The 26,790-nt window shown below is 62.9% G+C and carries 22 protein-coding genes; 7 read left to right on the top strand and 15 right to left on the bottom strand.

The genetic code is table 11. The annotated features are described in order from the left end of the window. The first annotated feature begins 87 nt into the window (after positions 1–87). Positions 88–1,764 (top strand): caspase family protein, encoded by a 1,677-nt coding sequence (locus RX328_RS18910; protein WP_213246278.1) that lies wholly within the window; start codon positions 88–90, stop codon positions 1,762–1,764. Positions 1,765–1,837: 73 nt separating this feature from the next. Here the strand turns inward: RX328_RS18910 and RX328_RS18905 are convergent, their stop codons facing one another. From RX328_RS18905 to RX328_RS18895, 3 genes are all read right to left on the bottom strand, one after another. After that, positions 1,838–2,827: a threonine/serine dehydratase gene (locus RX328_RS18905; RefSeq protein ID WP_213246280.1), complete on the bottom strand. Its 990-nt coding sequence runs from the start codon at positions 2,825–2,827 to the stop codon at positions 1,838–1,840. Positions 2,828–3,002: 175 nt separating this feature from the next. Next, positions 3,003–4,061 (bottom strand): glycosyltransferase family 4 protein, encoded by a 1,059-nt coding sequence (locus RX328_RS18900; RefSeq protein ID WP_213246282.1) that lies wholly within the window; start codon positions 4,059–4,061, stop codon positions 3,003–3,005. After that, positions 4,058–4,870, bottom strand: a complete 813-nt coding sequence (locus RX328_RS18895; protein WP_213246284.1) for a UDP-2,3-diacylglucosamine diphosphatase — start codon at positions 4,868–4,870, stop codon at positions 4,058–4,060. The genes RX328_RS18900 and RX328_RS18895 overlap by 4 nt, the downstream gene beginning before the upstream one ends. Before the next feature lie 419 nt (positions 4,871–5,289). Between RX328_RS18895 and RX328_RS18890 the strand changes: the two genes are divergently transcribed. Beyond that, positions 5,290–6,324 (top strand): IS110 family transposase, encoded by a 1,035-nt coding sequence (locus RX328_RS18890; RefSeq protein WP_317258590.1) that lies wholly within the window; start codon positions 5,290–5,292, stop codon positions 6,322–6,324. Positions 6,325–6,714: 390 nt separating this feature from the next. On the opposite strand, the gene thiD is transcribed toward RX328_RS18890, so the two are convergent. Beyond that, positions 6,715–7,515 (bottom strand): bifunctional hydroxymethylpyrimidine kinase/phosphomethylpyrimidine kinase, encoded by an 801-nt coding sequence (thiD, locus tag RX328_RS18885; RefSeq protein WP_213256808.1) that lies wholly within the window; start codon positions 7,513–7,515, stop codon positions 6,715–6,717. A 132-nt stretch (positions 7,516–7,647) separates the two neighbouring features. Here thiD and RX328_RS18880 point away from each other — a divergent pair, with 132 nt between their 5' ends. Both RX328_RS18880 and RX328_RS18875 read left to right on the top strand, forming a co-directional pair. Then, positions 7,648–7,893 carry an Lrp/AsnC ligand binding domain-containing protein gene (locus RX328_RS18880; RefSeq protein WP_213256806.1) on the top strand — a complete coding sequence of 82 codons (246 nt, stop codon included), beginning with the start codon at positions 7,648–7,650 and terminating at the stop codon, positions 7,891–7,893. Between the two features lie 353 nt (positions 7,894–8,246). Beyond that, the gene (locus tag RX328_RS18875) at positions 8,247–9,047 is read left to right on the top strand and encodes a J domain-containing protein (RefSeq protein ID WP_213256802.1); all 801 of its coding nucleotides are present in this window, start codon (positions 8,247–8,249) and stop codon (positions 9,045–9,047) included. A gap of 21 nt (positions 9,048–9,068) precedes the next feature. On the opposite strand, the gene RX328_RS18870 is transcribed toward RX328_RS18875, so the two are convergent. Beyond that, positions 9,069–10,001, bottom strand: coding sequence for a c-type cytochrome (locus RX328_RS18870; protein ID WP_213256800.1), 933 nt, complete (start codon positions 9,999–10,001; stop codon positions 9,069–9,071). Positions 10,002–10,170: 169 nt separating this feature from the next. Between RX328_RS18870 and RX328_RS18865 the strand changes: the two genes are divergently transcribed. Next, positions 10,171–10,593, top strand: a complete 423-nt coding sequence (locus RX328_RS18865) for a CHRD domain-containing protein (RefSeq protein WP_213256797.1) — start codon at positions 10,171–10,173, stop codon at positions 10,591–10,593. A 188-nt stretch (positions 10,594–10,781) separates the two neighbouring features. On the opposite strand, the gene RX328_RS18860 is transcribed toward RX328_RS18865, so the two are convergent. From RX328_RS18860 to RX328_RS18825, 8 genes are all read right to left on the bottom strand, one after another. Beyond that, complete coding sequence (locus tag RX328_RS18860) at positions 10,782–11,228, bottom strand: c-type cytochrome (RefSeq protein ID WP_213256795.1); 447 nt, start codon at positions 11,226–11,228, stop codon at positions 10,782–10,784. Positions 11,229–11,334: 106 nt separating this feature from the next. After that, positions 11,335–13,644 (bottom strand): xanthine dehydrogenase family protein molybdopterin-binding subunit, encoded by a 2,310-nt coding sequence (locus tag RX328_RS18855; RefSeq protein WP_213256793.1) that lies wholly within the window; start codon positions 13,642–13,644, stop codon positions 11,335–11,337. Between the two features lie 298 nt (positions 13,645–13,942). After that, positions 13,943–14,815, bottom strand: coding sequence for an outer membrane protein (locus tag RX328_RS18850; protein ID WP_249727258.1), 873 nt, complete (start codon positions 14,813–14,815; stop codon positions 13,943–13,945). Between the two features lie 139 nt (positions 14,816–14,954). Beyond that, on the bottom strand, positions 14,955–16,517 hold the full coding sequence (gene murJ / locus RX328_RS18845; protein ID WP_213256791.1) for a murein biosynthesis integral membrane protein MurJ: 1,563 nt from the start codon (positions 16,515–16,517) through the stop codon (positions 14,955–14,957). Positions 16,518–16,631: 114 nt separating this feature from the next. Further along, the gene (locus tag RX328_RS18840; RefSeq protein WP_213256789.1) at positions 16,632–17,783 is read right to left on the bottom strand and encodes a DegT/DnrJ/EryC1/StrS family aminotransferase; all 1,152 of its coding nucleotides are present in this window, start codon (positions 17,781–17,783) and stop codon (positions 16,632–16,634) included. A 32-nt stretch (positions 17,784–17,815) separates the two neighbouring features. Then, entirely contained in the window at positions 17,816–18,832 is a 1,017-nt protein-coding gene (locus tag RX328_RS18835) for a Gfo/Idh/MocA family protein (protein ID WP_213256787.1), read from the bottom strand. 174 nt (positions 18,833–19,006) lie between these two features. Next, complete coding sequence (locus RX328_RS18830) at positions 19,007–20,419, bottom strand: mannose-1-phosphate guanylyltransferase/mannose-6-phosphate isomerase (RefSeq protein WP_213256785.1); 1,413 nt, start codon at positions 20,417–20,419, stop codon at positions 19,007–19,009. 7 nt (positions 20,420–20,426) lie between these two features. Further along, a complete protein-coding gene (locus tag RX328_RS18825) occupies positions 20,427–21,416 on the bottom strand; it encodes an NAD-dependent epimerase (RefSeq protein ID WP_213256783.1) in 990 nt (329 codons plus the stop codon). A 182-nt stretch (positions 21,417–21,598) separates the two neighbouring features. Between RX328_RS18825 and RX328_RS18820 the strand changes: the two genes are divergently transcribed. Both RX328_RS18820 and RX328_RS18815 read left to right on the top strand, forming a co-directional pair. After that, on the top strand, positions 21,599–22,558 hold the full coding sequence (locus RX328_RS18820; protein WP_213256781.1) for a lysylphosphatidylglycerol synthase transmembrane domain-containing protein: 960 nt from the start codon (positions 21,599–21,601) through the stop codon (positions 22,556–22,558). Positions 22,559–22,587: 29 nt separating this feature from the next. Beyond that, the gene (locus RX328_RS18815) at positions 22,588–23,610 is read left to right on the top strand and encodes an MraY family glycosyltransferase (protein WP_213256779.1); all 1,023 of its coding nucleotides are present in this window, start codon (positions 22,588–22,590) and stop codon (positions 23,608–23,610) included. Positions 23,611–23,615: 5 nt separating this feature from the next. On the opposite strand, the gene RX328_RS18810 is transcribed toward RX328_RS18815, so the two are convergent. Together RX328_RS18810 and RX328_RS18805 are read right to left on the bottom strand one after the other, a co-directional pair. Next, a complete protein-coding gene (locus RX328_RS18810) occupies positions 23,616–24,809 on the bottom strand; it encodes a glycosyltransferase family 4 protein (RefSeq protein WP_213256777.1) in 1,194 nt (397 codons plus the stop codon). 56 nt (positions 24,810–24,865) lie between these two features. After that, positions 24,866–26,782 (bottom strand): SDR family NAD(P)-dependent oxidoreductase, encoded by a 1,917-nt coding sequence (locus RX328_RS18805; RefSeq protein ID WP_317258781.1) that lies wholly within the window; start codon positions 26,780–26,782, stop codon positions 24,866–24,868. Positions 26,783–26,790: the final 8 nt, after the last annotated feature.

Here is a 26,790-nt window from a genome sequence, read left to right as displayed (position 1 = left end):
GTGATCGCGGTCACGTACGACAGCCCGAACCCGGCTTAGCGTCCCAGCAGCAAATCTCGCAACGAGGTCTCGCCCGAGGAGGCAGCCATGTCCCGTTTTAAGTCATTGCTATTGGGTGCCGGCCTGCTGGCAGGCCTGTTGAATTTCGCCGTTACCGGTGCAGCGTTGGCCGAAGCCCCGAACGTCGACATCCGCAACGGCATGCAAACGCCGCCGGCGGACCAGCGCGTCGCGCTAGTGATCGGCAATTCGAATTACCAGATCGCGCCGAAGCTCGCCAATCCCGGCAACGACGCGCAATCGATGGCGCAGCTTTTGAACTCTGCCGGCTTCGAGGTCACTCAGGCCACCGACCTGACGCGCAGCGACATGGTCAAGGTCGTGCAGGATTTCTCCACCAAAGTCGCCGAGCGCGGCCCCGGCACCGTCGCCATGATCTACTATGCCGGTCACGGCGTGCAGGTGGCAGGTGAGAACTATCTGCTTCCGGTCGATGCGAAGATCGCTTCGCCCTCCGATCTTGACGGCAATTCGGTCCGGCTGGTCGACGTGATGGGCACGCTGGAATCGATCCCGAGCCGGATGCGCATCGTGGTGCTCGACGCCTGCCGCAACAATCCGTTCCCCGAGATCAACGACGCCGGCCGGGGCTTGGCAATCGTCGATGCGCCCCGAGGCTCGATCGTCGGCTACTCGACCGCGCCAGGAATGGAAGCGCAGGACGGCGACGGCAATCACAGCCCGTATACATCAGCTTTCCTGAATGTCGCACGCGAGCCGAACCTGCCGATCGAGCAGTTGTTCAAGCGCGTCCGGCTCGAAGTGAACAACACCACCTCCGGAAAGCAGACACCGTGGGAAAGTTCGTCGCTGACTTCCGATTTCTATTTCTTCGGCGATACCGCGGTCGCCGCAGGCCGCGCGCCGGATCGCCGCCCGATCATCCAGACCGCAGCGAATCTGCCGTCGCGTTCGGTGCGCCAGGCTTACGACTACGTGCTCTCGGAAGGCTCGCCCGAGTACTATGAGGAATTCATCCGCCTTTATCCGCACGATCCGCTGTGCGACCACATCCGCCTGCTGCTCGGCAATTTGCGGATGGCGACGGCGTGGCACAAGGCGGTGGTCGCCAACTCGCCGTTCGCCTACAAGACGTTCCACGACAATTATTCCAACAGCCCCTACGCCAAGTCCGCGCTGAAGCTGCAGGTCGCGCCGAAGGCCGTGCCGCTGATGCAGTTCACGCATCTGGCGAAGCAGTCGCCGACATTCAAGCCGGGCAACATCGGCAACTCGCCCACCCTTGGGATTTCCAAGGGCAACCTCAATGGCCATCTCGGCGCCCACGGTCACATGCCGGTGCCGTCGAAGATTGTCACGCTGCCCGCGAAGGGTGTGTCGCCAATCAGCACCGCCAATGGCGGCAACAACAACGGCAATCCAGGCAAGATCACTACCCTGCCCGGCAAGATCAACCGCACACCCATCAATGCCGGCAACCCCGGCAAGGTGACGACACTGCCCGGCAAGATCAACGCCAATCCTGTCAACAACGGCAACACCGGCAAGGTCACGACCCTGCCCGGCAGGATCAACAGCAATCCGGTCCGGGTCGTGAACAAGCCCGTGATCACCAACAGGCCCGTTGTCACCAACACGCCGCGCCATTTCAGCGGCGGCATGGGCGGCAGAACTTTCAGCCCGCGCTTTGCCGCAAGTCCGTCCCGCAGTTCGTTCGGGGGAATGGGCAGCTTCCGGCGCTAACTCAGGGAACGCCGCGCAATGAAAAACCGGGCAGAGCGCACGCTCTGCCCGGTTTCGTCTCTACCAGTTCGGATCAGGCGACCAGCTTGGCGAACAGGTCCGCGTCGACGTTGCCGCCGGAAAGCACGATGACGACGTTCTTTCCCTTGGCATCGATGCGGCCGGCCAACAGTGCGGCGAGACCGACAGCCCCGCCGGGCTCGACGACCAGCTTCAATTCCCGGTAGGCATAGGCCACTGCCGCGCCGACTTCCTCATCAGATGCGGTCACGCCATTTGCGAGCAGCTTGCTGTTGATCGAGAAGGTGAGTTCGCCCGGCATCGCTGCCATCAGCGCATCGCAGATGGTGCGGCCGGCGGCGTGATGCGCCTCGCGATGGCCGGCGCGGAGCGACAGGCCGTGATCGTCATAGTCCTTGGGCTCGGCGACGATCACCTGCGCTTGCGGAAACTTTGCCTTCACGGCCGTCGCGACGCCGGCGATCAGCCCGCCGCCGGAGGCCGGCGCTACCACGACATCGGGCACGAGCCCAAGCGCCGTCATGTCCTCGGCGATTTCCCGGCCCGCAGTGCCCTGCCCTGCAATGACGAAGGGATCGTCATATGGCCGGACCAGCGTCGCACCGCGTTTGCCGGCGATGCCGTTGGCGATCGCTTCGCGGTCCTCCTTGTCGCGGTCGTAGAGCACCACCTCCGCGCCATAGCCCTTGGTGCGCTCGCGCTTGGTGACCGGAGAGTCCGCCGGCATCACGATGGTGGCCTGCATGTTGAGGATCTGCGCCGCCGCCGCCACGCCCTGGGCGTGGTTGCCGGAAGAGAATGCGACCACCCCGCCGCTCCGCTTGTCCTGCGGGATCGAAGCCAGCTTGTTGAAGGCGCCGCGGAATTTGAACGATCCGGTCCGCTGCAGCATTTCGGGCTTCAGAAAGACTTTGGTCCCGACGCGTTCGTTGAGAACGGGGAACGACAACAGCGGCGTCCGCACCGCAAAGGGCGCGACCACCTTGGCGGCGGCCTCGATATCGGCCGCGCCAATGGGTGGATTTTGGACAGGTTCTGGCATCCGCAATTTGTATCGCGGTCGCCGACGGGCGGGCAAGACGATTTAGCGTGAACGTTATAGCGTTTTCGAGCGAAGCATGCCCTCGGACTTGATCCGTGGGAGGCCACCGGTTCGCGTCAAGAAAACGCGTCAAAACAAGAATCTGGAGCCCGGTTCTGATTCAAACCGAAAGGCTCTAGGCGGCGAAATGCGGGTTATCAGCCCCGAATTCGGCTACCTCGCCTTCCTGCTCGACCGGGCGCACATTCAGGGCATGTTCGATGAAAACCCGCGTGGAGGCCTGCCAGGTGTGGGCGGCGGCGAATTCGACGCAATCTTCCCGCGAAACCTGCAGCGCCTCCAGGCAGGCCGTGCGCAGGTCCTCGTCCAGAACGCCGACCGGTGCCAAGCCGATCACGTCGCGTGGACCGGTGACCGGAAAGGCAGCAACCGGTAAGCCGCTGGCCAGCGCCTCCAGCAGCACCAGGCCGAACGTGTCGGTCTTGCTGGGAAATACAAAAATATCGGAGGCCGCGTAGATTTCGGCCAGCTCCTCGCCGTGCCGCGCGCCGAGGAACACGGCGTCAGGATATTTCCGCTCTAATGCGATGCGGGCTGGCCCATCGCCGACAACGAGCTTGGTGCCGGGCAGATCGAGGTCGAGGAACGCTTCGAGATTCTTTTCAACCGCGATGCGACCGACACTGAGGAACACCGGCATAGGCAGGCAGAGATCGGCGCTGCGCGGATGGAAGAGCGAGGTATCCACGCCGCGCGACCACAGCACAACGTTACGGAAGCCGCGCAGGCGCAATTCGGCCGCCAGCGCCGGCGTTGCCGCCATCACTGCCTGGCTCGGCCGGTGGAACCAGCGCAACACCCGCCACACCCAGGATTCCGGCACCGGCGAACGCGCCGAGACATATTCGGGAAAGCGGGTATGAAAGCTCGTGGTGAACGGCACGCCATGCTTGCGGCAATAGCGTCGCACCAAGAGCCCGATCGGGCCCTCGGTCGCGATATGAATGCTGTCGGGCTTTGCCGACTCGATCAGGTTTGCGATTTTGGCCGGATACGGCAGAGCCAGCCGCAGATCAGGATAGCTCGGCATCGCAAAGGTGCGAAACGATTGCGGCGTCAGGAAACTCACCTCGACGCCAAATCCCCTGGCCGCCTCTGCCATCATGATCAGCGTCCGAACCACCCCGTTAACCTGGGGATGCCACGCATCGGTCGCGACCAGGATATGCGTCATGCGGCGCGCGCCGCGACGCGGGGAACGGGTGCTGCCCGGCGCTGTGGATCGGTCCAGGTGATGATCTCGAACCGGCCGTCCTCGTGCTCGGCGAGCGCGGTGCAGCTTTCCACCCAGTCGCCGCAATTCATGTAGCGGATGCCGTGCTCGTCGCGGATGGTGGCGTAGTGGATGTGGCCGCAGATCACGCCGTCGGCGCCGTGCCGCCGCGCCTCACCGGCCAGCGTCTGTTCGAACGCACCGATATAGTTGACGGCGTTCTTGACCTTCAGCTTCGCCCATTGCGACAGCGACCAATAGGGCACGCCGAACATGCGCCGGAAGAAGTTGACGAGGCGATTCATGTGAATGGCGAAGTCGTAGGCCTTGTCGCCGAGATGGGCGAGCCAACGCGCGTTCTGCACGACGAGATCGAAGATGTCGCCGTGGATGATGAGATAGCGCTTGCCGTCGACGCCGGTGTGGATGGTGTTTTCTACCACGTCGATGCCGCCGAAATGGGTGCCGTAATAGTTGCGCAGGAACTCGTCGTGATTACCCGGCACGTAGATGACCTTGGCGCCCTTGCGCGCCTTGCGCAGCATCTTCTGCACGAAATCGTTGTGCGATTGCGGCCAGTACCAGCTCGACTTCAGCGCCCAACCATCGACGATATCGCCGACGAGGTAGATCGTATCGGCGTCGTGGCTCTTGAGGAAGTCCAGCAAACGATCGGCTTGCGAGCCGCGAGCTCCGAGATGGACGTCGGAGATAAACAAGGTGCGAAAGCGCCGTTCCGGGCTTTCTTCACTCAAGGAGTCACTACCCATACCTGTCCCCTGACAGATTTCTGTGACAGGGCGATGACTGTTCACGCCGCGATATTCCCACGAGAATCAATGCCGCGCCCTACAACTTGCGGATAGCAGCGCGATGCGACAGACAAGCGACATTGGAGAGGCAACATCTCGACGTTGTCTCTGCCTCGTGCGCAATCGCGCATTACCCATCATCAACGGAGTCAATTATCGTGGAAGATTAACCATCCCCGTAATTCAACGGATGCGCCGCGGCGCAAGAGCATGCGTAGATGGGGTAACGGGCCGGCCGAACCAGCCGCACGCTCGCTACGGCGCGATTTGGAAGCGCGCTCGCGTGCGGCTTTGCCGGGAGGCGGTCGTCCCTCAGACTGATGGTGTCAATAACCGGAGTCGGGCGAGCCCGCTCCAAGCATCATCGAGGGACGACCATGTACCACTATGCCGGAATCGACGTGTCTTTGAAAAGCTCGACCATTTGCGTGGTCGATGGCGCGGGCAAGATTTTGCGTGAGGCGAAGGTGGCGAGCGAGCCGGAGGCCCTGATCGCCTGGTTTCGGTCGTTGGGGCTTTCGCTCGAGCGGATCGGCCTGGAGGCAGGTCCTCTGTCGCAATGGCTTTACGCGGCGCTGCGCGAAGCGAAGTTTGCGGTCGAGCTTTTGGAGACGCGGCACGTCCGCGATGCCTTCAAATCGATGCCGGTGAAGTCGGACCGCAATGATGCCCGCGGGATCGCGCAACTGATGCGGCTGGGCTGGTTCCGCCCGGTGCACTGCAAGTCGATCGAAGCGCAGGAGACGCGTGCGGTTCTGACGGCGCGCAAACTGCTGCAGTCGAAGCTGCGCGACGTCGAGAACAGTCTGCGTGGCGTGCTCCGGGGCTTTGGCCTGAAGGTCGGCAAGACCACCGAATGCACGTTCGCCAGCCGTATCCGGGAGCTGGTCGCCGGCCATCCTGGACTGGAGCTGGTGGCAAAGGCGCTGCTCGAAGCCCATGCCGTGCTGCGGCGCGAGTTCAGCAGCCTGGACAAGCGAACCCAGAAGCTCGCCCGATCGCATCCGCCGGCCAGGCTTCTGATGACAACGCCGTCAGTCGGTCCGATCGTCGCTCTCACCTATGCCGCTGCGATCGATGATCCGAAGCGATTCCGCGCATCCAAGGCCACAGGCGCGCACTTCGGACTGACCCCGAAGAAACATCAGTCGGGGCAAAAAGACTACACCGGCCGCATCAGCAAGATTGGCGATGCCTCGGTGCGGGAGGCACTCCACCAGGCCGCTCACGTCATGCTGACCAAACCGATCAAGGGCTGCTCGGCGCTGAAGAGCTGGGCGATGCGGATCGCCAAACGCGCGGGCATGCGCAAGGCCAAGGTGGCGCTGGCGCGCAAGCTTGCCGTCATCCTGCACCGCATGCTTGCCGACGCCAAACCGTTCAACCCGATGGCCAAGGCCACCGCAACCTAAGCAAGGAGCATCGATCGATTCCGGGCGGGCCAAGACACCAGGCTCTCCCCGAGCGAAGTCCCTCGCCGGGACGATGGATCCGGTCAGGCCGCCATCCGGGAAGTCGGCTCACAACCACGCACCCCGTAGATTGGCCGGCCGGTTCCTCATGCACCCCAGAAGGTGACGGCCTCAGCGCCGATCCCGTACAGAAGCAAGTGCCCGGCAAGTGGACCAAGCAAGAGGGATTGACAAACCAAGGCCCGTTACAGAAGCCCGGATGGAGCGCAGCGAAATCCGGGGCCAGTCTCACGTGCGGATTCTCTTCCCGGATTTCGCGGAGCCTGTCATCGGGCACGCATTCACGCGACCCGTTGGCTCCATCCCGGCTACGCGACTACGCGACGGCGGCTAGTAAAACTTATGAAAATGATGGATCGGCCCGTGACCATGGCCGACGCTGAACCGGTCTGCCGCCGCAATCGCAGCGCTGACCCAGGCCTTGGCGTTACGCACGGCGGTTTCCATACCCTCGCCTTTCGCGAGCTCCGCTGCAATCGCCGAGGACAATGAGCAGCCGGTGCCGTGGGTGTTTTTCGTCGCAATGCGCGGCGCGGCCAGCGCGATGGTGCCGCTCGCGCCGATCAGATAGTCGACGCACTCGGCGCCCTCTCCGTGGCCGCCCTTGATCAGCACCGCCTTGCACCCCATCGCCAGCAATCGCCTGCCCTGGCTTTCGACGGCGGACTCACCTGCAGCCACCGGTCCGTCGAGCAGCGCGGCGGCCTCCGGCAAATTGGGCGTAATGACCGAAGCAAGCGGAATGAGTTTTGTTCGCAGTGCCTCGACCGCTTCCGCAGCCAGCAGCCGGTCGCCGGAGGTTGCGACCATCACGGGATCGAGCACAACATGCTTCGGGGACCAGCGCTTGAGGCCGGCGACGATGGCGTCGATAACCGATGGCTGCGCCACCATGCCGATCTTGACCGCTCCGACGTCAAGATCGGAAAACACCGCATCGATTTGCGCGGTCACGAACTCGGCCGGCACCTGGTGGATACCGCTGACGCCTTCGGTATTCTGCGCGGTCAGCGCCGTGATTACGGAAGCGCCGTAGACGCCGAGCGCGGCAAGCGTCTTCAGGTCGGCCTGGATGCCGGCTCCCCCTGAGGAATCCGAGCCGGCGATGGTCAGCGCGATCGGCGTCGTCATCGCAAGCCTCGTGCACGTCGTCGGTTGAAGGCCATGGAGTGTCCTACCGCGCCATGCCATGGGCAGCAAGCTGGCTTGCCATTATCAGCGGTTTTTGGCCTATTGGGACCAACCAATTCGGAGACGACAGCGATGGTTCCCTTCTTCGTCCAGTTCAAATGCAAGCTTGGCCAATCCTATGCCGTCGCCAATGCGCTCGCGGAGGCCGAGATCGCCTCGGAGATCTATTCCACCGCCGGAGATTATGACCTGCTGGTCAAATTCTACGTCGACAAGGACACCGATATCGGCCACTTCGTCAACGAAAGGGTGCAGGTAATCCCGGGCATCCAGGACACCCACACCATCATCACCTTCAAGGCGTTCGGCACGGGTTAGGCATCGGCCCCGCCTTCCCCGGAATGAACGCAATGACGCTCACCCGCGGAAGCGCGAAGCGCGGCTCGAAAGACGACGGGCCGACTGTGGCCGATTCCTTCGAGGCTCGCGGAGCCTGCCATCGGGCCGCGCTTGGCGCGGACCCTGTGACGGAGGAGCTGCCAGCGCTGCGCGCCTGCCGCGCCAATTGAGCATCCCGACCGCAACGGATAGTTAACGACGTTAACCATGGCATGCTTTTGCCATAAGAGGATCATCCTACCGCCTTGATATTTTTGATTACCTAGAGCGTCGTCAATCGGAAGTTCCGCGGCGGGGGACGCTCCGAGGGGGAAACGGTCGCGAGTACCACCATGGGGACGCTGTACGATTTGCTCGGAGCGCTTCCGAGTGATGACGCCGAGGAATTGCGGAAGGCATTCCGCAAGGCCGCGAAAGCGACTCATCCCGATATCAATCCCGACAATCCCGATGCTGCGCTGAGGTTTAGGGAACTCGTGCGCGCCTATGACATCCTGACCGACACCGAGCAGCGCGCGACCTACGATCAGTTGCTCGCCATTGCGCTGCAGCCGCCTGCCACGCAGGCAATCCAGACATACGAGACCGTACGAAAGGTCGCCTCTAACACGATGGCGGCAACGGTCATTTCCGCGGTGCTGGTCGGCGGCTACACCGTGTTCGGATTGTTTTCAAAACCGCCGGGCGCCGCCGAAATACTGGCCGACAGAGCCGCCGGCGGCGCGCAGCAAGTTGCGGCCGTGCAGCCCGACGCTCCAGCGCAGGACGAACCGCGCATCCAGCGCGGTGGAGAGGTTTCGACCCGCGGAGCGGTCGCGCTCGCCTCCGTAGTGCCGGCAGCGAAGGAATCGGGCGCCGCCCCGATCGGCCGCTTCGAGCCTGTCCCGGCGTTTGCCACGTACAATTTGGGGGTTCAATATTATCCGCGCTTCGCAACCGCCCATTTCGATAACGGCGTCGTGCTGTACCGGATGGGCGATTTCGATCGCTCGTTCGCCGACATTGCGTCGGCCAAACCTGCCACGGATTTGAAACGGACCAAAAACGCCACGCCCGCGTCGCGCAAGCCGTTGACGATCGTGCCCACCTTGCCGGAAAGGCGTGAGCCGATCACCGCAGCCTTGACGCCCTGACGGCGCGCGAAGCGATTTCCGTCACGACTTTTCTGCGTCCTTCTTCTTCGGCCGCGGCGGTCCTTCGACCGGCGGCAGCGACTTGACGTAGTCCGCGATGGCATCGCGATCTTCCGGCGGCAATTGCGAGGTGTTCTTGATCACGCGCGCCATCGATCCGCCGGCGCTGTCGCCATCCGGCGTTTGCCCCGTTTCCAGGAAGTAGGCGATATCCTTCGCGCTCCACTCGGCCAATCTCTTCTGGGTGATGTTGGGTATCCAGCCCTCGCCCTCCGGATTGGGCCCGCCTGCGAAGCGTTGCGCTTCGACGATGCCGCCGAGGAAATTGCGCGGGCTGTGACACTCGGCGCAATGGCCCATACCGTTGACGAGGTAAGCCCCGCGATTCCACGACGCCGAATGTGAGGCGTCGGCTACGTGAGGCTTTCCGTCCATGAACAACCATTTCCAGACGCCGATGTTGCGGCGGATGTTGAATGGAAACGGAACGTCGTGATCGCGCGTCTTGCCGGTCACGGCTGGAAGCGTCTTCAGGTAGGCAAAGAGATCGCGCACGTCGTCGACGCTCGCGTGCTGGTACGACGTATATGGAAAGGCCGGAAAATAGTGCGCGCCGTCCGGCGACGTCCCCTTGAGCACCGCGGTCACGAAATCAGCCTCGCTCCACCGGCCAATACCGTAAGTGGGATCAGGCGAGATGTTGGGGACGTAAAACGTCCCGAACGGCGAAGGCATTGCTAGCCCGCCGCCCAGTTTTAGCCGATCGGGTTGGTTGGGAACGGCATGGCAGGAGGAACAGCCCCCGGCATTGAACGTTGCAACGCCGTTGGCAAGGTTCGGCGTGCGGGGAGGAAGCGAGGCTGGGGCAACGACCGCCGGGATCGTGAGCCACCAGAAAACACCGGCGCCGGCGACGCCAGCCAAAATCAAGCCAAGGAGAATTCGTCGCAGCATTCACTGATCCGTTGTCAGGGAGCCCTAAACTCAACAACCAGTATGGACGCACTTTGCGCCATAGGCTTCTGCGAAATTTCGGGCCTTTATCTGCGTTTCGGGAATAAATTCGGAAAGGCGTTGTTTTGAGGCTGACATCGCCGTTTTGACGTCCACAGGGAGAAACACCATGTCGAACAAGATCATGCTTGTCACGCTTGCGTTGGGGGCAGCGATTGCTTTTGCCGGACCCGCGTCTGCCGACAAGATGAAGGCGACACTCGACGGCAAGTCCCAGGTGCCGCCCAGCACCAGCGCAGCCACCGGTACCGCCGACATCGACTACGATCCCGCCAGCAAGAAGCTGAGTTGGAAGCTCTCCTATTCCGGCCTGTCTGGCCCAGCCACCGCCGCACATTTCCACGGACCCGCAGAAGCCGGCAAGAATGCCGGTGTCGCCGTCGCCATTCCCAATGCGACGTCGAGCCCAGTCGAGGGCAGCGCAACGTTGACCGATGCGCAGGCCGCGGATCTTGTGGCGGGCAGGTACTACATCAACATCCACACCGCAGCCAATCCGGGCGGCGAAATCCGCGGCCAGGTGACCAAATAAATTACGTCACCAAGTAAGTTTGGTGACGAAGTAGGTAAGTTCGAACACGAGTAAACAAAACAAGAAAAGGCTAACACAAAAAGGGCGGACGCTTCGCGGCGTCCGCCCTCTTTTTGAGGCCAGAGCATGATCTGGAAAAAAATCTGTAGCGGTTTCCGAGAAGATCATGCTCAAAATTAGAAATGCGATCAGCCCTTCTTGATCCGGTATGTCTCGTGGCAGCCACCGCACTGCTTGCCGATGACAGGCAGTTCCGCCTTTAGCGTGTCGAGATTCTTGATCTTGCCTTTGGCGTCGGCGACGACCTTGGCGAAGCTCTTAATTTGGGACTCGAAGCCGGCCTTGTCTTCCCAGATTTTCGGCGAGGGATCGTAATCACCCTCCAGCTTAACACCTTTCATGCTCTCGGGGAACAACGTCGGAAGGTTCTTGGCGGTGTCTTCGAACTGGGCCAACGCGGCATTGACAGTCGATTGGTCGTAGGGCTTTTCGCCTTTAACCATCGCCGACAACGCGCCGGCGTTCTTGCCATTGTCCTTCATCATGGCCTGGGTCCGCTTGACCTGATCCTGCTGTGCAACGACCGCACCGGCACTGAATGCAAGCACAGCTGCGACGACGACGATCCGCTTCATTGGCTAAATCCCCTTCAATTCGGGTTTGTACCGGCCCCAAAAGGTGGTGCGGACCGGCTGTTTGTAAACACCGCATGCGGTGCAACATTCCGCATGCGACAAAATATCAGAGATTATGCTGTTTCTGCGCCTCGCGGATTGCGATCCAAACCCGTTCGGCCGTAGCCGGCATGTCGATGTGGTCGATCTTGTACTCGCGCCACAGGCCCTCGATGATCGCGTTAACCACCGCGGGGCAAGAGCCTATCGCGCCCGCCTCGCCCGCGCCCTTGACGCCGAGCGGATTGGTCGTGCACGGCACGTTGTGCGTTTCGAAATGGAACGACGGACCGTCGGAAGCCCGCGGCACCGCATAATCCATGAAAGTGCCGGTGACGAGCTGGCCGTCGGTTGCGCTATAGACCGCCTGCTCCATCAAGGCCTGACCGATACCCTGCATCGCCCCGCCATGCACCTGGCCGGCGAGCAGCAGCGGATTGAGCGTGACCCCGAAATCGTCGACGATGACATAGTTGACGATTCTGATGATGCCGGTGGCGGGATCGATCTCGACTTCGGCGAGATGCGTGCCGTTCGGGTAGGTGCCGTCGGCCTGCGCAAACGTCGCGCTCGCATTCAGTTTCGACGGATCAACGCCCGGGCGCTTTGCGAGGTCGGCAAAGCTGATCGAGCGATCGGTGCCCGCGATGCGCACGACGCCATTGCTGATCTCGAGGTCCCCAGCGCTGGTCTCCAGCGCTTCGGCCGCGATCTCCTTCAGCTTGTTGCCGAGTTCGCGCGTGGCGCGCTCGACGCTGACGCCGCCGGTCGGGATCGACGCCGAGCCGCCGGTGCCGAGCCCGGTGGCGATCATGTCGGTGTCGCCCTGCAAGACATGAACACGCTCCGGCGGCACGCCGAACTGCTCGGCAACGAGCTGTGCATAGGCAGTCTGGTGGCCCTGCCCGCTCGACTGCGTGCCGATCAGAATGTTGATGTCGCCGTTGGGATCGAGCGCGACGTTAGCGGTCTCCTCACCCATCGTGCCGCAGATCTCGACATAGCAGGACATGCCGATGCCGCGCACGAGACCTTGCTTCTTCGCCGCCTTGGCGCGCTTCGGAAATTCCTTCCAGTTGGCTACTTCCATCGCGCGCTTCATATGCGCGGTGAAGTCGCCGGAATCGTAGACCTTTCCGGTCGCGGTCTTGTAGGGCATCGCCTTCGGCGGAATGAAGTTCTTGCGCCTGATCGCATCCGGCGTCATACCGAGCTTGCGTGCCGCCGCATCGACCAGGCGTTCGATCACATAGGCCGCTTCGGGGCGCCCAGCGCCGCGATAGGCGTCGACCGGCACGGTGTTGGTGAACACGGTGCGGACGCGGCAGTGGAAGGCCTGGATGTCGTAGAGCCCCGGCAACATGCCGGCGCCGCCATGCGGAATGTAGGGCCCGAAGGTCGAGAGATAGGCGCCCATGTCGCCCATCAGATCAACATCCATGCCGAGGAATTTGCCGTCCTCGGCCAGCGCCATCTTCGCCGTCGTGACGTTGTCGCGGCCCTGCGCGTCGCCCATGAAGTGATCGGAGCGATCGGCGGTCCATTTGATGGTCTTGCGCAGCTTGCGCGCTGCCACCGAAATCAGCGCGTATTCGCGATAGGGAAACAGTTTCGTGCCGAAGCCGCCGCCGACGTCGGGACAGATCACCCGCATCTTTTCCATCGGAATCTTCAGCACCATGCCGCACAGGATTTCGCGCAGGCGATGGCTGCCCTGGCTGCCGATGGTCAGCGTCAGGTGATCGCGCTTGGCGTCGTATTCGGCGACCGCGGCGCGCGTTTCCATGAAGTTGGTGATGACGCGCGGGTTGACGATCGATATCTCGGCAATCGCATGCGCCTTTGCAAAGGCGGCCTCAGCCGCCTTCTTGTCACCGATCGATACGTCGAACAGCACATTGCCGGGCTTGTCGGGCCAGACCAGCGGCGCGTCTTTCTTCACGGCATTGACGACGCCGACCACCGACGGAAGCGGTGTCCATTTGACGTCGATCGCCTCGATCGCGTCGCGCGCCTGGTCGATAGTGTCGGCGACCACGAAGGCAACGGCGTCGCCGACATGGCGCACCTCGTCCTTGGGAAGAATCGGATAGGGCGGGCCGGTGAACGGATCGACTTCCAAGTTGAACAGGCACGGCAGGTCGCCGAGATCCCTGACGTCGTCGGCGGTCAGGATCGCAGCCACGCCCGGCATCCCGCGGGCCTTGGTGACGTTGAGGGTGAATTTCGCGTGCGCATGCGGCGAGCGGAGCATCAGCGCGTGCAATGCCGGCTGTGGCGAGTGGTCGTCGGTATAGCGGCCCTTGCCGCGAATGAGCGCATCGTCTTCCTTGCGGAGGACGCTTTGACCGACGCCGAACTTGATGGGAGCTGCCATCGTATCTCCAATTGTCCTGGAGCACGATGACGCCTCTTCGAACCGTCATCCGCCCCATCGTTTTTGGTTTGAGCATGGCCGTTTCGGAAAACCGGTAACCACCTTTCCGGATCACGCTCTAGAAGCGTTCCATATTGCAGTGGTTCGCGCGTCAGCGCAAACCGCTTTCGCCCGACTAGCCACAGCACTGGCGCAACGGAAGCGCCGCGTAGCCCAATCCTTTTCGCGCTTGCACAAATAAAAAAGCCCCGGACGATGCCGGGGCTTTGATTTTTACGGGAGGAAGAGAGCGCCGCAATCAATACTTCGCGATCACCGGGCCGCCGAAGGTGTAGTTCAGGCCGACACGCAGGACGTGGTCGTGGAAGCGCGTGTCCACGTCGGCCCGGATCGCGCTGGCCGGTGCGAGCGTGAAAGAGCCAGCGCGGAAGCTATCGAAATCCATATAGAGGTATTCGAGCTTGGCGCTCCAGTTGCTGGTGATCTTGCCTTCAACACCAGCGCCAACCGTCCAGCCGAAGCGGATATCGTCGTTCGAGGAAACCGAGGCCACCGCAACACCGGCCGGCGTCACGCCAGCCATCGTGCCGGTGGTCTTGAACGAGCCATAGGCGAGACCGCCGGTGCCGTAGAACAGAACCCGGGGAGTTGCGAGAACACCGACGCGGCCGCGCAGGGTGCCGAACCATTCGAGGTGCGTATCAACGGCGAGGCTGGTCCCGGTCACGCCCGGCGGCAGGAACGTCAGACCGGGAAGACACGGCCCGCCAACGCCCGTCGCGGCGCAGCTTAGTACGCCCCTGCCCTTCTCGTCCGACCACTGTGCGTCCGCTTCCAGACTGAACACCCAGTTGTTGGCTTGCCAGTTGTAGCCGATCTGGCCACCCGCAATGGCGCCGTCCATATTGTAGCCGGCGCCGAGGATGGAGCCCGCGGGCGGTACGATCGGCAGGCCGGTCAGCGTGTTGAAATAAGAAACGTCCGAATGGCCGCGACCCCAGCTATAGCCGGCGTTGCCGCCGATATAGAAGCCGGTCCAGTTCCAGACCTCGACCAAAGGCGGCGGCGCCTTGGTGTAGCGCGGCGCCATATCGGCTGCGGACGCTACTGAAGTCGCAGCCATAACAGCCAGTGCCGAAGCCGCAATTGCCTTGAAAGTTGAAACGCGCATGGGTGCCCCTCGGAAAACCACTAATTAAATCTGAGCTCAAATTAACGCGGAGTCGCGCCCCAATCATTTACGGATCGGCCGCAAATGGCGTTTTGTGGGCGCCTGTTGCAAAAATGCCCTAATACGGCCATGACGTGCCTTATTCATTATTCGCTTTTGTCTTAGGACCAGACCTCCGGTCACGCAGCAGCGCGAATATCCACCCCCGGCCAAACAGCAGCATGATTGCGACCCCGTACACGAATGCACCGGTCACGATCAGCAACGCCAATGCGGTCTCATCGCGGAAGGTGTGCATCTGCGCGAAATAGACGTTCGCGAATCGCGCGGTGGCCCAAAGCGCGGCGCCGAGCACGACACCGGCCGTGGCGAACTTGGCGAGCGACGTCATCCAGGCGCGATCGAGTTCGAGGTAGCCCGCCCGCACCGCGAAGGCGAGCACCAGCAAAAGGTTGACCCACGCCCCAATGGCGGTGGCGAGCGCCAGGCCAATCTGCGCCAGCGCGCCCATCAATGCGACTTTGAGCGCCACGTTGACGGCAACGCCGGTCAGCGCCGCCTTGACCGGCGTCGCGGTGTCGTGACGGGCATAGAAGGTCGCCACCGCACTGCGGATAGTCACGAACGGGATGAGTCCGATTGCGTAAGCGGCCAGCGTGGCGCCGGCAGTCATCGCATCCGCGTTCGAGAACGCGCCACGCGCAAACATCGCGCGCATGATCACATCAGGCACGATCAGGAAGGCGGCGACGAAAGGTACCGAAAACAGCAGCGAGAATTCGAACGCCCGCCGCTGCGCGGCGGATGCACCAGTGATATCGTTCGCCGTGAGGCGCCGCGACATTTCCGGCAGCAACACGGTGCCGATCGCGATCCCGATCACGCCGATCGGCAACTGGTTGAGACGGTCGGCGTAATACAGCGCCGAAAGCGCGCCCGCCGGCAGAAAGGTCGCGATGATCGTATCGGCGAACAGCGCTATCTGCGTTCCCATCGAGCCGATGGTCGCAGGTCCCAGCGCCCGAAAGAACGCGCGCACGTCTTCATCGAATTTGATCAAAGCGAATTTCGGCAGGATGCCGGTCTTTGCCGCATCACCCGCCAGCAGCAGGAATTCGAGAATGCCGGCGAGCAGAACGCCCCATGCGGCGGCGTAGCCCGCGCCCGGAAAGAACGCCGCCAGCGCCAGGGTCGCCATCATCGACAGATTGAGGAAGATCGGCGCGGCGGCGGCGCTGGCGAAGCGATGCATCACGTTGAGCATGCCGCCGTACAGCGTCACCAGCGTGATCAGCAGCAAATACGGAAACGTGATCCGCGTCAGCGATATTGCCAGTTCGCCGCGCGCCGGATCGTCCTTGAACCCCGGCGCGAGAACGGCGATCACTTCGGGCATGAACCCCCAGGCCACAACCAGCAAAATCACCTGGGCAGCGAACAAGAGCGTGAATATCCGGTCGGCGAACAGTTTTGCCGAAGCTTCGCTGTTGCCGTGCAGATGCGCATAGGCCGGCACGAAGGCGGCGTTGAAGGCGCCTTCGGCGAAGATTGCGCGAAAATGATTGGGCAGCCGCAGCGCCACGAAGAACGCGTCCGCGACGGGACCCGCGCCGAGAATCGCGGCGAGCATGATATCGCGCGCGAATCCGGTCAGCCGCGAAAGCAGCGTGTAACCGCCGACGGTGAAGATGCGTCCGAGCATGCGCCGCTTCTAGCGCATATCGCGAGACAGGGAAATCAGGCAGCTAACGTTTAGGCATGATCCGGTCCGAAGCCGGAAGGCCACTTTGCGCTAACGCGGCCGTTCGGGTCGCCATCATGCCTGAAGCGCGCCGCGCACCGCCTCGATGACGCGATCCTGCGTCGGCTCGTCGAGATAGGCGTGAATCGGCAGGCTGAGGACATCGTCCGAGAGCTTTTCGCTCACCGGCAACCCGCCATCCGCAATCGGAAAATCCCGGTAGGCGGTCTGTTGATGCATCGATTTCGTGTAATAGACCATCGTCGGAACGCCCTGCGCCTTCAGCACTGCCGCAAAACCGTCGCGGTCGGTGCCCTTTGGCAGGCGGATGGTGTACTGCGCCCAAACCGAGGTGCATCCGGAAGCCAACCGCGGCACCGCCACGAAATTGCCAAGACCGCGCGCATAGCGCTCCGCAACGCGGTTGCGGGCCGCGATCTCGTCTTCAAAAATCCTCAACTTCTCAATCAGGACCGCCGCCTGCATGGTGTCGAGACGTCCGGTCAGGCCAAGGCGGACATTGTCGTATTTGTCGGAGCCCTGGCCGTGCACGCGGATGCTGCGCAGCGTCTCGGCAAGTTTGTCATCGTCGGTAAAGATGGCGCCGCCATCGCCGAAACAGCCGAGCGGCTTGGTCGGGAAGAAGCTGGTCGCGGTGGCAAGTCCCAAGGAGCCGATACGGCGGCCCTTGTAGCTCGCGCCAAAACCCTGCGCGGCATCATCGAGCACGAACAGGCCTTCGGCCGCTGCGACCCTGGCGATCGCATCGTGGTCGGCGCTTTGGCCGAACAGGTCGACGGGGATCACGGCGCGCGGCTTCAGGCCGCGCTGCCTGGCGGTTGCGATGCCGCGCTTGAGCGAAGCGGCATCCATATTGAAGGTTGCTTCATCTACGTCGACGAACACCGGCGTTGCGCCGGTCAACGCGACGGCTTCACCGGTCGCGCAGAACGTGAAGGATGGACACAGGACGGCGTCCCCCGGGCCGACTTCCTTGGCCATCAGCACCATCAAAAGCGCGTCGGTGCCGCTCGCGCAGCTCACGACATGCTTGGCGCCGCAAAAATCGGCCAACGCCTTCTCCAGCACGGCGACTTCCGGACCATTGATGAAGAGGCAATGGCTCGTCACACGCGAGATCGCCTCATCGATCGATGTGCCGAGCCGACGGCGCTGCGAGGCGAGATCATAGAAGGGAACGGGTTCTGGACGCATGTGCTGGTTCATGGAGCCTTACAGAAGTCTAAAATGAGAGGTTCTCAGCTGGCGATGCGGCGCGGTCCCTTGCGCACGGCGGAGGCCGCGGGCTTGGCGGGCTGCTCGAGGCAGCGAATCGCGATCTCGAGACTGGCGACGCCCTCGTCGCCGGAAACCGCCGGCACATTGCCGGTGCGGACGGCATCGAGGAATGCAATCAGCTCGGCGCGCAGCGGTTCATCATGGCCGACCGGGAGATGCCGCATCGAGTAGCTGCCGTCGGGCTTGAAGCCGAAGCACTCGGTCACCTGCCGTGTCAAAAGATCGCCCATCACATATTTGCCGCGGGTTGCGACCGTAACACTGCGCGCCTTGAACGGCGTCAGCCAGTTGGTGTTGATATGGGCAAGCACGCCGGAGGCGGTGCGGAATTGCAGGAGCGCGATATCCTCGCGCTCGGCAACCGCGCTGGAAAGCTGCGGCTGCACCTCGATGATATCGGACTCGGTGAACCAGCGGATCAGGTCGATGTCGTGGACGGCTAGATCGATCACGACGCCGACATTGGACATCCGCGGCGGAAACGGCCCGACGCGGGTGATGCCAATCGAAAGAATGTCCTCGCCCGCGATCGCCTGCTTGATCGCGGCGACTGCCGGATTGAAGCGCTCGACATGGCCGACCATGAGCGTCACGCCGGCGCTCTTCGCCGCATTCACGATGTCCTGCCCCTCTTCCACCGTCGTAGCGACCGGCTTCTCGACCAGGAGGTGGATATTGCGGGTAATGCAGGCCAGCGCAATCTCGTGATGAAGATGGGTCGGCGCCGCGATCGTCACGGCATCGACGCCCTCGTCAAACAGCTCGTCGAGCTCGGCGAAGGCGCGGCAGCCGGCGAGCGCGGTGGCGCGCGCGCGGTGTTCGGGCAACGGATCGACAATGCCGACCAGCGTCACGCCGGGTAGACCAGCCAGCACGCGGGCATGGTTGCTGCCCATCACGCCCGCGCCGACCACGCCGACGCGCAAGGCGCGTTTTGTGTCGGCCTTCGCGTCGAATGCGGCCCCTTTGGAACTCATGATTTGTCGACCCCAAGCAGATATTCTAGGCAGATTCCAAGCAGAATTGCGCCGGTAGTATCCCCGGGGGTTCTCTAGCATGCCATCACAGATGTGGCGAACGCGATCGACGGCTTTCGGACACGTTTTGATTCAAAGAATTACAACCGCCGGCCCGGTAAAACTACGGTGGGGTCAACTGCGCTGGTAGTCGTCCTCGATGCGGATGATGTCATCCTCGCCGAAATAGCTGCCGGTCTGGACCTCGATCAGTTCGAGTTGGATCTTGCCCGGATTTTCCAACCGGTGCACCGCGCCGATCGGGATGTAGATCGATTCGTTCTCGTGCACGGTCTTGACCAGCTCGTTGACCGTCACCTGCGCCGTTCCGCGCACCACGATCCAGTGCTCGGCGCGGTGATGGTGTTTCTGCAGCGACAGCCGCCCGCCCGGCTTGACGATGATGCGCTTGACCTGATGCCGGTCGCCATTGTCGACCGACTGATAGGATCCCCAGGGACGATGCACCCTGATGTGGTCTTCCGTCACCTGCGGCGCCACGGTCTTCAGTTTCGCGACCAGCCGCTTCAGCCCGTTGGCATCCTTCTGCCTGCTCACCAGCACGGCGTCCTGAGTTGCGACCACCACGAGGTCGTCGACGCCTTCGAGCGCGACTAGCGCCCGATCGGTCGATACGTTGCAATTGCGGGAATTCTCGAATACTGCCGCGCCGCGCGCCGCGTTGCCCTCGCCGTCCTTGCCGGACAATTCCCACACCGCATGCCAGGAGCCGACATCGGACCAGCCGCACGCGACCGGCACGACCGCGGCACGCGAGGTCTTCTCCATCACCGCATAGTCGATCGAGATCGATTTCGCCGATCCGAACGCGGCCTCGTCGAGCTTGACGAAGCCGAGGTCGGTTCCCGCTTTCGTCACTGCATCAGTGACGGCTTGGACGCTGTCCGCATCAACCTTGCCATACTCATCCGACAGAACAGCGGCGCGGAACATGAAGTTGCCGCTGTTCCAGAGATAGCCCGACTTGACGTAATCAGCCGCGGTTGCCGGATCGGGCTTTTCGACGAACTTCGCGACCGCGCGAACCTTGCCGGAAATGACCTCGCCGGGATTGATGTAGCCATATTCGGTGGCGACACGTTCGGGCTGCACGCCGAACGTCACGATGTGCCCGGCTTCCGCGGCAGCCAGCCCCTCGCGGCAGGCGGCGAGGAAAGCGGGCGTGTCGCGCACCACGTGGTCGGCAGCAAGCGCCAGCACGATGGCATCCTTGTCGCGCGCTTGCGCAAAGGCAGCGCCGGCCGCGATCGCAGGCCCGGAATCGCGCCGCATCGGTTCGAGAAGCACGTCGGCTTCCAGTCCGATCTCCGCCAGTTGCTCGAGCACCATGAAGCGATAGGCGTTGTTGGTGATGATGACGGGCCGTTCGAAGAGACCAGCATCGGAAACCCGCAACAGCGTATCCTGGAACGTCGAGCGCGCGCCGAACAGGGACAGGAACTGCTTGGGATGAACTTCGCGCGAGGCCGGCCACAACCGCGTTCCCGCGCCGCCGCACATGATCAGGGGAATTATTCGTCGGTTCATCGGCGCCTCAAATCCTGTAGTAGTCACGATACCAGGCGACAAAATCGGCAAGCCCGTCCTCGATCGAGGTTTGCGGCCTGAAGCCGGTGTCGCGCATCAGTTCCGCAACGTCGGCAAAGGTCTCGGTCACGTCTCCGGGCTGCATCGGCAGCATCTCCTTGACCGCTGCGCGGCCCAGCGCCTGTTCCAGAACTGCTACCACATGGGTCAGCTCTTCCGGATGATTGTTGCCGACATTGTAAACTTTTGCTGGCGCCCCGGCGGCCCCACCAGCGTCGTCAGGCGCCTGGTCGACCAGCCGCAACACGGCGCGCGTCGCATCATCGATATGGGTAAAGTCGCGCCGCATCCTGCCATGGTTAAAGAGCCGGATCGGCGTGCCCTCCACGATTGCTTTGGTAAAGAGGAAAACCGCCATATCGGGCCGTCCCCACGGCCCATAGATGGTAAAGAACCGCAGGCCCGTCACCGGAAGACGATAGAGATGGCTGTAGGAATGCGCGATCAGCTCATTGGCCTTCTTGGTGGCGGCATATAGGCTGATCGGATGGTCGGTCTTGTCGTCCACCGAAAACGGTAGTTTCGTATTGGCGCCGTAGACTGACGAGGACGAGGCATAGACCAGATGGCCGCAGCCATGATGCCGGCAACCTTCCAACACATTGACGAAGCCCGCGAGATTGGCATCGACATAGGCATGCGGATGATCGATCGAATAGCGTACGCCCGCCTGCGCCGCCAGATGCACCACCCTTGCGAAGCGGTGGTTGGCGAACAGGCGTTCCACTGACGTGCGATCAGCGAGATCGATCTGCTCGAATGTGAAACCCTGCTCCCGGCGCAGAACGTCCACCCGCGCCCGCTTCAGCGCCGGATCGTAATAGTCGTTGAGACTGTCGAGACCGATCACGGCGCGGCCTTCGGCCAGCAGCCGGCGCGCGACGTGGAAGCCGATGAAACCCGCAGCTCCGGTTACCAATATGGGTTGATCCGGCATCGTATCCTTGGAAGGCGCCGCTCAATGGCTGAAATTTCTGTCGCTGGGGGCTTCTTTACCTGCGTTGTCGAGGCCACCGCAACACCTACCAGCCCCGCTATTGCCAGATCGGCCCGAAAACCATACCAAGGCGCCGAATTGCATCGCTTTTGCACCCTCTTCTCAAACCCGGCACGGGCGAGATGCGCCGAATCCTGCTTTCGACATTGAAGATACTAGTCTCGGCGGCGCTCTTGTATTTCGCGTTGCGCAAGGTCGACCTCGCCGACCTCGCAGCCCGCTTCGACGTTTCCAGCCTGGGCTGGATCGGCGTCGCGATCGCCGTGACGTTCCTGCAGATATTCATCGGCGTCCTGCGATGGCGCGAGATCGGGGCCGAATGCGGCGCCCCGCTGCCGACCCGGCAGGCGATGCGCTTCAACGTGATCGGGATGTTCTTCAACCAGACGCTACCGTCCTCGATCGGCGGCGATGCGGTCAGGCTATGGCTCGTCGCGCGCAACGGCGCCGGCTGGCGGGCGGCGACCTATTCCATCTTCGTCGACCGTGCCATCGGCCTGATTGCGCTCGCGGTCGTTATTGTCGCGAGCCTGCCGTGGAGCTACCGCTTGATCACCGACCCGCACGGCAGGTCGGCGCTGCTGTTCGTCGATTTCGCAGCGCTTGCCGGCGGCCTCGGATTTCTCCTGCTCGGCAGGCTGCGGTGGCCGTGGCTGAAGCACTGGTGGGGCACCCATCATATCCACGCCTGCTCGGTGATCGCGAATCGCGTGCTGTTCAGCCGCACTCACGGCCCGAAAGTCGCGGTGCTGTCGCTGCTTGTGCACGTGCTCGCGGTCGTCATCGCCTGGTGCGTGGTGCAGTCGATCGCCGCCCCCGTTGTGTTCGGCCAGATCTTCCAGCTCGTTCCGCCCGTCATGCTGATCACCATGCTGCCGATCTCGATTGCCGGCTGGGGCGTCCGCGAAGCCACCATGGGGCTGGCGTTCGGGTATGCCGGCCTGATGGCCAACGAGGGCGTCAACATCTCCCTGCTCTATGGCGCGGTATCCTTCATCGTCGGCGCGATCGGCGGGCTGGTCTGGATATTGAGCGCCGAGAAGGCCGCGCAGGGCACGGCGCCGATCGAGGTTCCCAAATAACCTTCGAGTAGCTTTCCGCACGGACTAGAATGGCCAATTCGCAACTACTGCTGTCGTTTGCTGCCGCGGCGTCGGCTGTGCTGTTGTCGGCCGTGCTGACCTGGGCGGTCCGGCCGCTACTCGTGCGAGTAGCGTTGGCAAAACCGAATGCGCGCTCTTCCCATCGGATTCCGACGCCGCAAGGTGGAGGCATCGCGGTGATCGCGGCCACGCTGATCGCGGCCGTCACGGTCATCGCGTTTGCGGGTATGGCGGAGATGAAAATCCCCATAGCCGTGTTCGGCGCAACGCTGTTCATCGCGGCCGTCGGCTTGACCGATGACGTCAATTCGCTTCCCGTAGTACCGCGGCTGTTGCTGCAGGGACTAGCCGTCGCCGCGGTGATCTTGGTCGCCCCCGAAAGCTTACGGATCGTTCCCGCCTGCCCGCTCTGGCTCGAGCGCGGCCTCCTGATCCTCGCAGGCCTGTGGTTCGTGAACCTCGTCAACTTCATGGACGGGCTGGACCTGATGACGGTCGCCGAGATCGTGCCCATCACCGGCGCACTCGTTCTGCTCGGCTGGCTCGGCGGACTTCCGGCATCGACGACAGTCGCCGCCGCAGCGCTGTTCGGCGCGATGCTCGGCTTCGCGCCTTTCAACCGGCCGGTCGCAAAAATCTTTCTCGGTGACGTCGGCAGCCTGCCGATCGGCCTGTTGGCCGGCTGGTGTCTCTTGCAGCTCGCCTGGCATCAGCAGGTGGCAGCGGCGCTACTGTTGCCGCTCTATTACCTCGCCGACGCGACCGTCACGCTGCTCCGACGCGTCGCGCGGCGCGAGCCGTTCTGGGCCGCGCATCGCACCCACTTCTATCAGCGCGCCACCGACAACGGCTTTTCCGTATCGCGCGTGGTGAGCGAAGTGTTCGCGCTCAACCTCGTGCTGGCTGCACTGGCGATCGGCTCGGCCATGACCTCGTCCGCTACGATAGCAGGCCTGCTTCTCGGCGCTGGAGGCGCCGCGACGGCGCTCCTGATGCACCGTTTCTCACGTCGGCAACCGTCTCGCGCCTGATCCAGCTACTTCCGCGCGAGCTCGCGGATCAGGCCGCAATACTCGGCCATGGCGATTTCAAAATCAAATCCCCTGGAGATTTCAGCCGCGCGTTCGGCCCGCTGTGGGTCGTCGGCCCCGGCGGCGCGACTGACCGCTTTCGCCAGTTCGTCGGCGTTGCCGGGCTCGACCACCCAGCCGACATCGTGCTCGATGACCGTCAGTGCCGCCTCGGCATCCGCTTCGGAAACCAGGACTACCGGACGGCCGATCGCCAGCAGATTGTAGAAGCGGCTGGGCACCGACACGCCGGCGACGTTCCTGCGGTAGGGAATGATCCAGACGTCCGCCGCCGAAAGAAACGCCTCTAGCTGCTCGTCCTCGACGCGATCGACCAGGGTAACGTTCGGGAGCTTTGCCTCAGCCTGCATGGCCTTCAACTGGTCAAAGCCGATTCCCCAGCCCGACAGCAGGAAGTGGATATCGTTGTCGTCGCGCAGCAGGCGCGCCGCTTCGAACACGATGACGGGATCGTGGGTAAAGCCGAGATTGCCCGAGAGGCCAACGACGAAGCGGGCGGAAAGCGAACGGCGGTACGGATTGTCCGGGTCGATCGCGCGAACGCCACGCGCAAGCGTTGCCCAGTTCGGAATGAAGCGAATCTTGTCGCTTGTCATTCCGCGATAGCGCAGCAGCAGCTTCTCGGTGTCGCGGCCGATGATAACGACGGCGTCGAGCGTGCGAAACATCGGCCCGTTCAACACGCGCATCGCTTTCGCCACCATCGACTGCGGCTTCAACAGGCCAGCCATGACGAGGACGTCGGGATAGAGATCGTGCACGATCAGCGCCGATCTCGCGCCTTTCAATTTGGCCGCGGCGGCAAAAGCGTAGGGGAGCATGAAGGGCGCCGGCACGGTCAGCGTGACGTCGCCGCGCCGCAGTTTCCCCAGCAGCACAAAAAACATCCGGACCGTGAACAGCAATTCCGCCACGGCCCGCTTTCCCAGCGCACCCTTGCCCGGCATCCAGTTCTTGACCTCGACGACCTCAGGCTTGCCGGCTTGCGCCGATATCGCGGAGCCCGCCGTTCCCGACAGCACCAGCACATCGGCCTCCTGCGCCACGCGGTCGGAAATCGCGGCCATGATCGCCGCCGTCGTGCTCGGATCGGGCGGATAATGCTGGCTGACGACGACGACTTTTCCGGACTTCTGCATCATGGCTTCCGAAGGGCACGAATGGCCTCGGCGACGGACCGGGCGAGGCAGCAAAATCAGGCGGCGTTCGATCCGAATTCCGGCACGGCATCCTTGAGCACCGCACGGATAGTTGAGCGGTCATCCCGCTCGATTGCATCCTCCAGCGCCGCAAGCCACTTGCGCAAGGTCTGCATCGGCGGCTCATTCGGCTTGGCTGCCATAATACCGGCGACCCCGATCTCCACTGGCGGCTCCTCGTTGGCGAACAGGATCTCGTTCAGCCGCTCGCCCGGCCGCATGCCGGTGAACACCACCTCGATATCGACGCCCGGTTCGAGGCCGGACAGGCGGATCATCCGCTCGGCAAGCTCCACGATCTTGACCGGCTGTCCCATGTTGAGGACGTAGACGGAGACGTCGGGCCGCGCCGGCGTCAGCGCGTGCGTGGCTGCGGTCAGCACGAGATCGCAGGCTTCGCGGATCGTCATGAAATACCGGACCATGTCCGGATGCGTCACCGTGACAGGACCGCCGGCCTCGATCTGCGCCTTGAATTTCGGCACCACCGATCCGTTCGAGGCCAGTACGTTGCCGAACCGCACCGAGATCAGCCTCATGTGCGGCTTGCCCTCCGATTGCGTCATCAGGTCGTGGTCGAGCGCCTGACAATACATTTCGGCGAACCGCTTGGTCAGGCCCAGCATCGAGACCGGCTCGATCGCCTTGTCGGTCGAGATCATCACCATGGCTTCGGCGCCAGCCGCCTGGGCCGCGTCGGCGACATTGACCGATCCGAAGATGTTGGTCTTGACGCCCTCGCTCCAATCGCGCTCGAGGATCGGCACGTGCTTCAGCGCGGCGGCATGGAACACGATATCGGGCTTGAACTCCCGCATCAGGCTTATGATCCGGTCACGATCGCGGATGTCGGCGATCCGGCCTTCGATGACAGCGTTGGCTGCGCGCGCCGTCAGCGCTTCCGTCACGGCGTAAAGCGCCGGTTCCGAGTGCTCGATCACCAACAGCCGCGCAGCGCCAAAGGTCGCGACGCGGTCGCATATCTCCGAACCGATCGAGCCGCCACCACCGGTGACGATCACCGATTTGCCCCTCACCAGCGCTTCAAGCCGCGCGTAATCGATCTTCTCGCTCGGCCGCAGCAAAAGATCTTCGACGGCGACATTGGTCAGCCTCGGCACGTCGCCGCCTTCGAGCGACGGCAGGCGGCTGACGAACAGCCCGAGCCGCTTGGCCCGCATCAGAACCGCCTCGGGGTGCGCCTCGGGTTCGAACGCCGACGGCGTCATGACGACCCGCGAAATCGGCTTACCCCGTCCGGCATAATCGCGGACCACGTCCTCGACGTCGTCGATCCCGCCCAGCACCGGCACGTTGCGGATCGACTGCCCGCGGTCCGCGGCCGATGGCGACAGCACGCCAACCGGCCAAAGCTGCTTGACTGCGCCGCTCTCGATCGCGCGCAACAGCACCTCGGCGTCGGCGGCGCGGCCGATCAACAGCGTCGGCGACGCGCCTTCGGTCCGGGCATGGCGGCGAACGCGCGTGTAACGGAAATAGCGATAGCCGAAGCGCAGCGCGCTCAGCGCGAACACCTGCAGAAACCAGTAGAGCACGATAGTGACACGGCCGAACAGCACCGGCGCCTTGCCGTTCGATGCGGCGAAAATGAAGGCATAGTCCAACACGACGAGCGTTACCGCCAGAAGGGTCGCCACGCGCAGGATGTTCAGTGCATCCGGCAGTGAAATGAACCGCCACTTCGTCGTCGTCAGATTGAAGAAGTAGCTGATAACGATGCTGAAGGCGACGAACAGCGGCAAAATGCACAGCAATAACGGCAGGCGGTCATAGAAGGCCTCGCCTCCCTCGAAGCGTAGGTAGAAGCTTGCGAGCAGCGCAAGCGCGGTCGCCAACCCATCATGCGCGGCGATCAGGTAATTGCGACGGGTCAGTTGCGAAAGAGGCGTCATTCCAATGG

Source organism: Bradyrhizobium sp. sBnM-33, assembly GCF_032917945.1.
In the GTDB taxonomy this organism is placed as follows: domain Bacteria; phylum Pseudomonadota; class Alphaproteobacteria; order Rhizobiales; family Xanthobacteraceae; genus Bradyrhizobium.
Note: the sequence above shows the minus strand (reverse complement) of the source record. Positions and strands in the feature narration are given on the sequence as shown.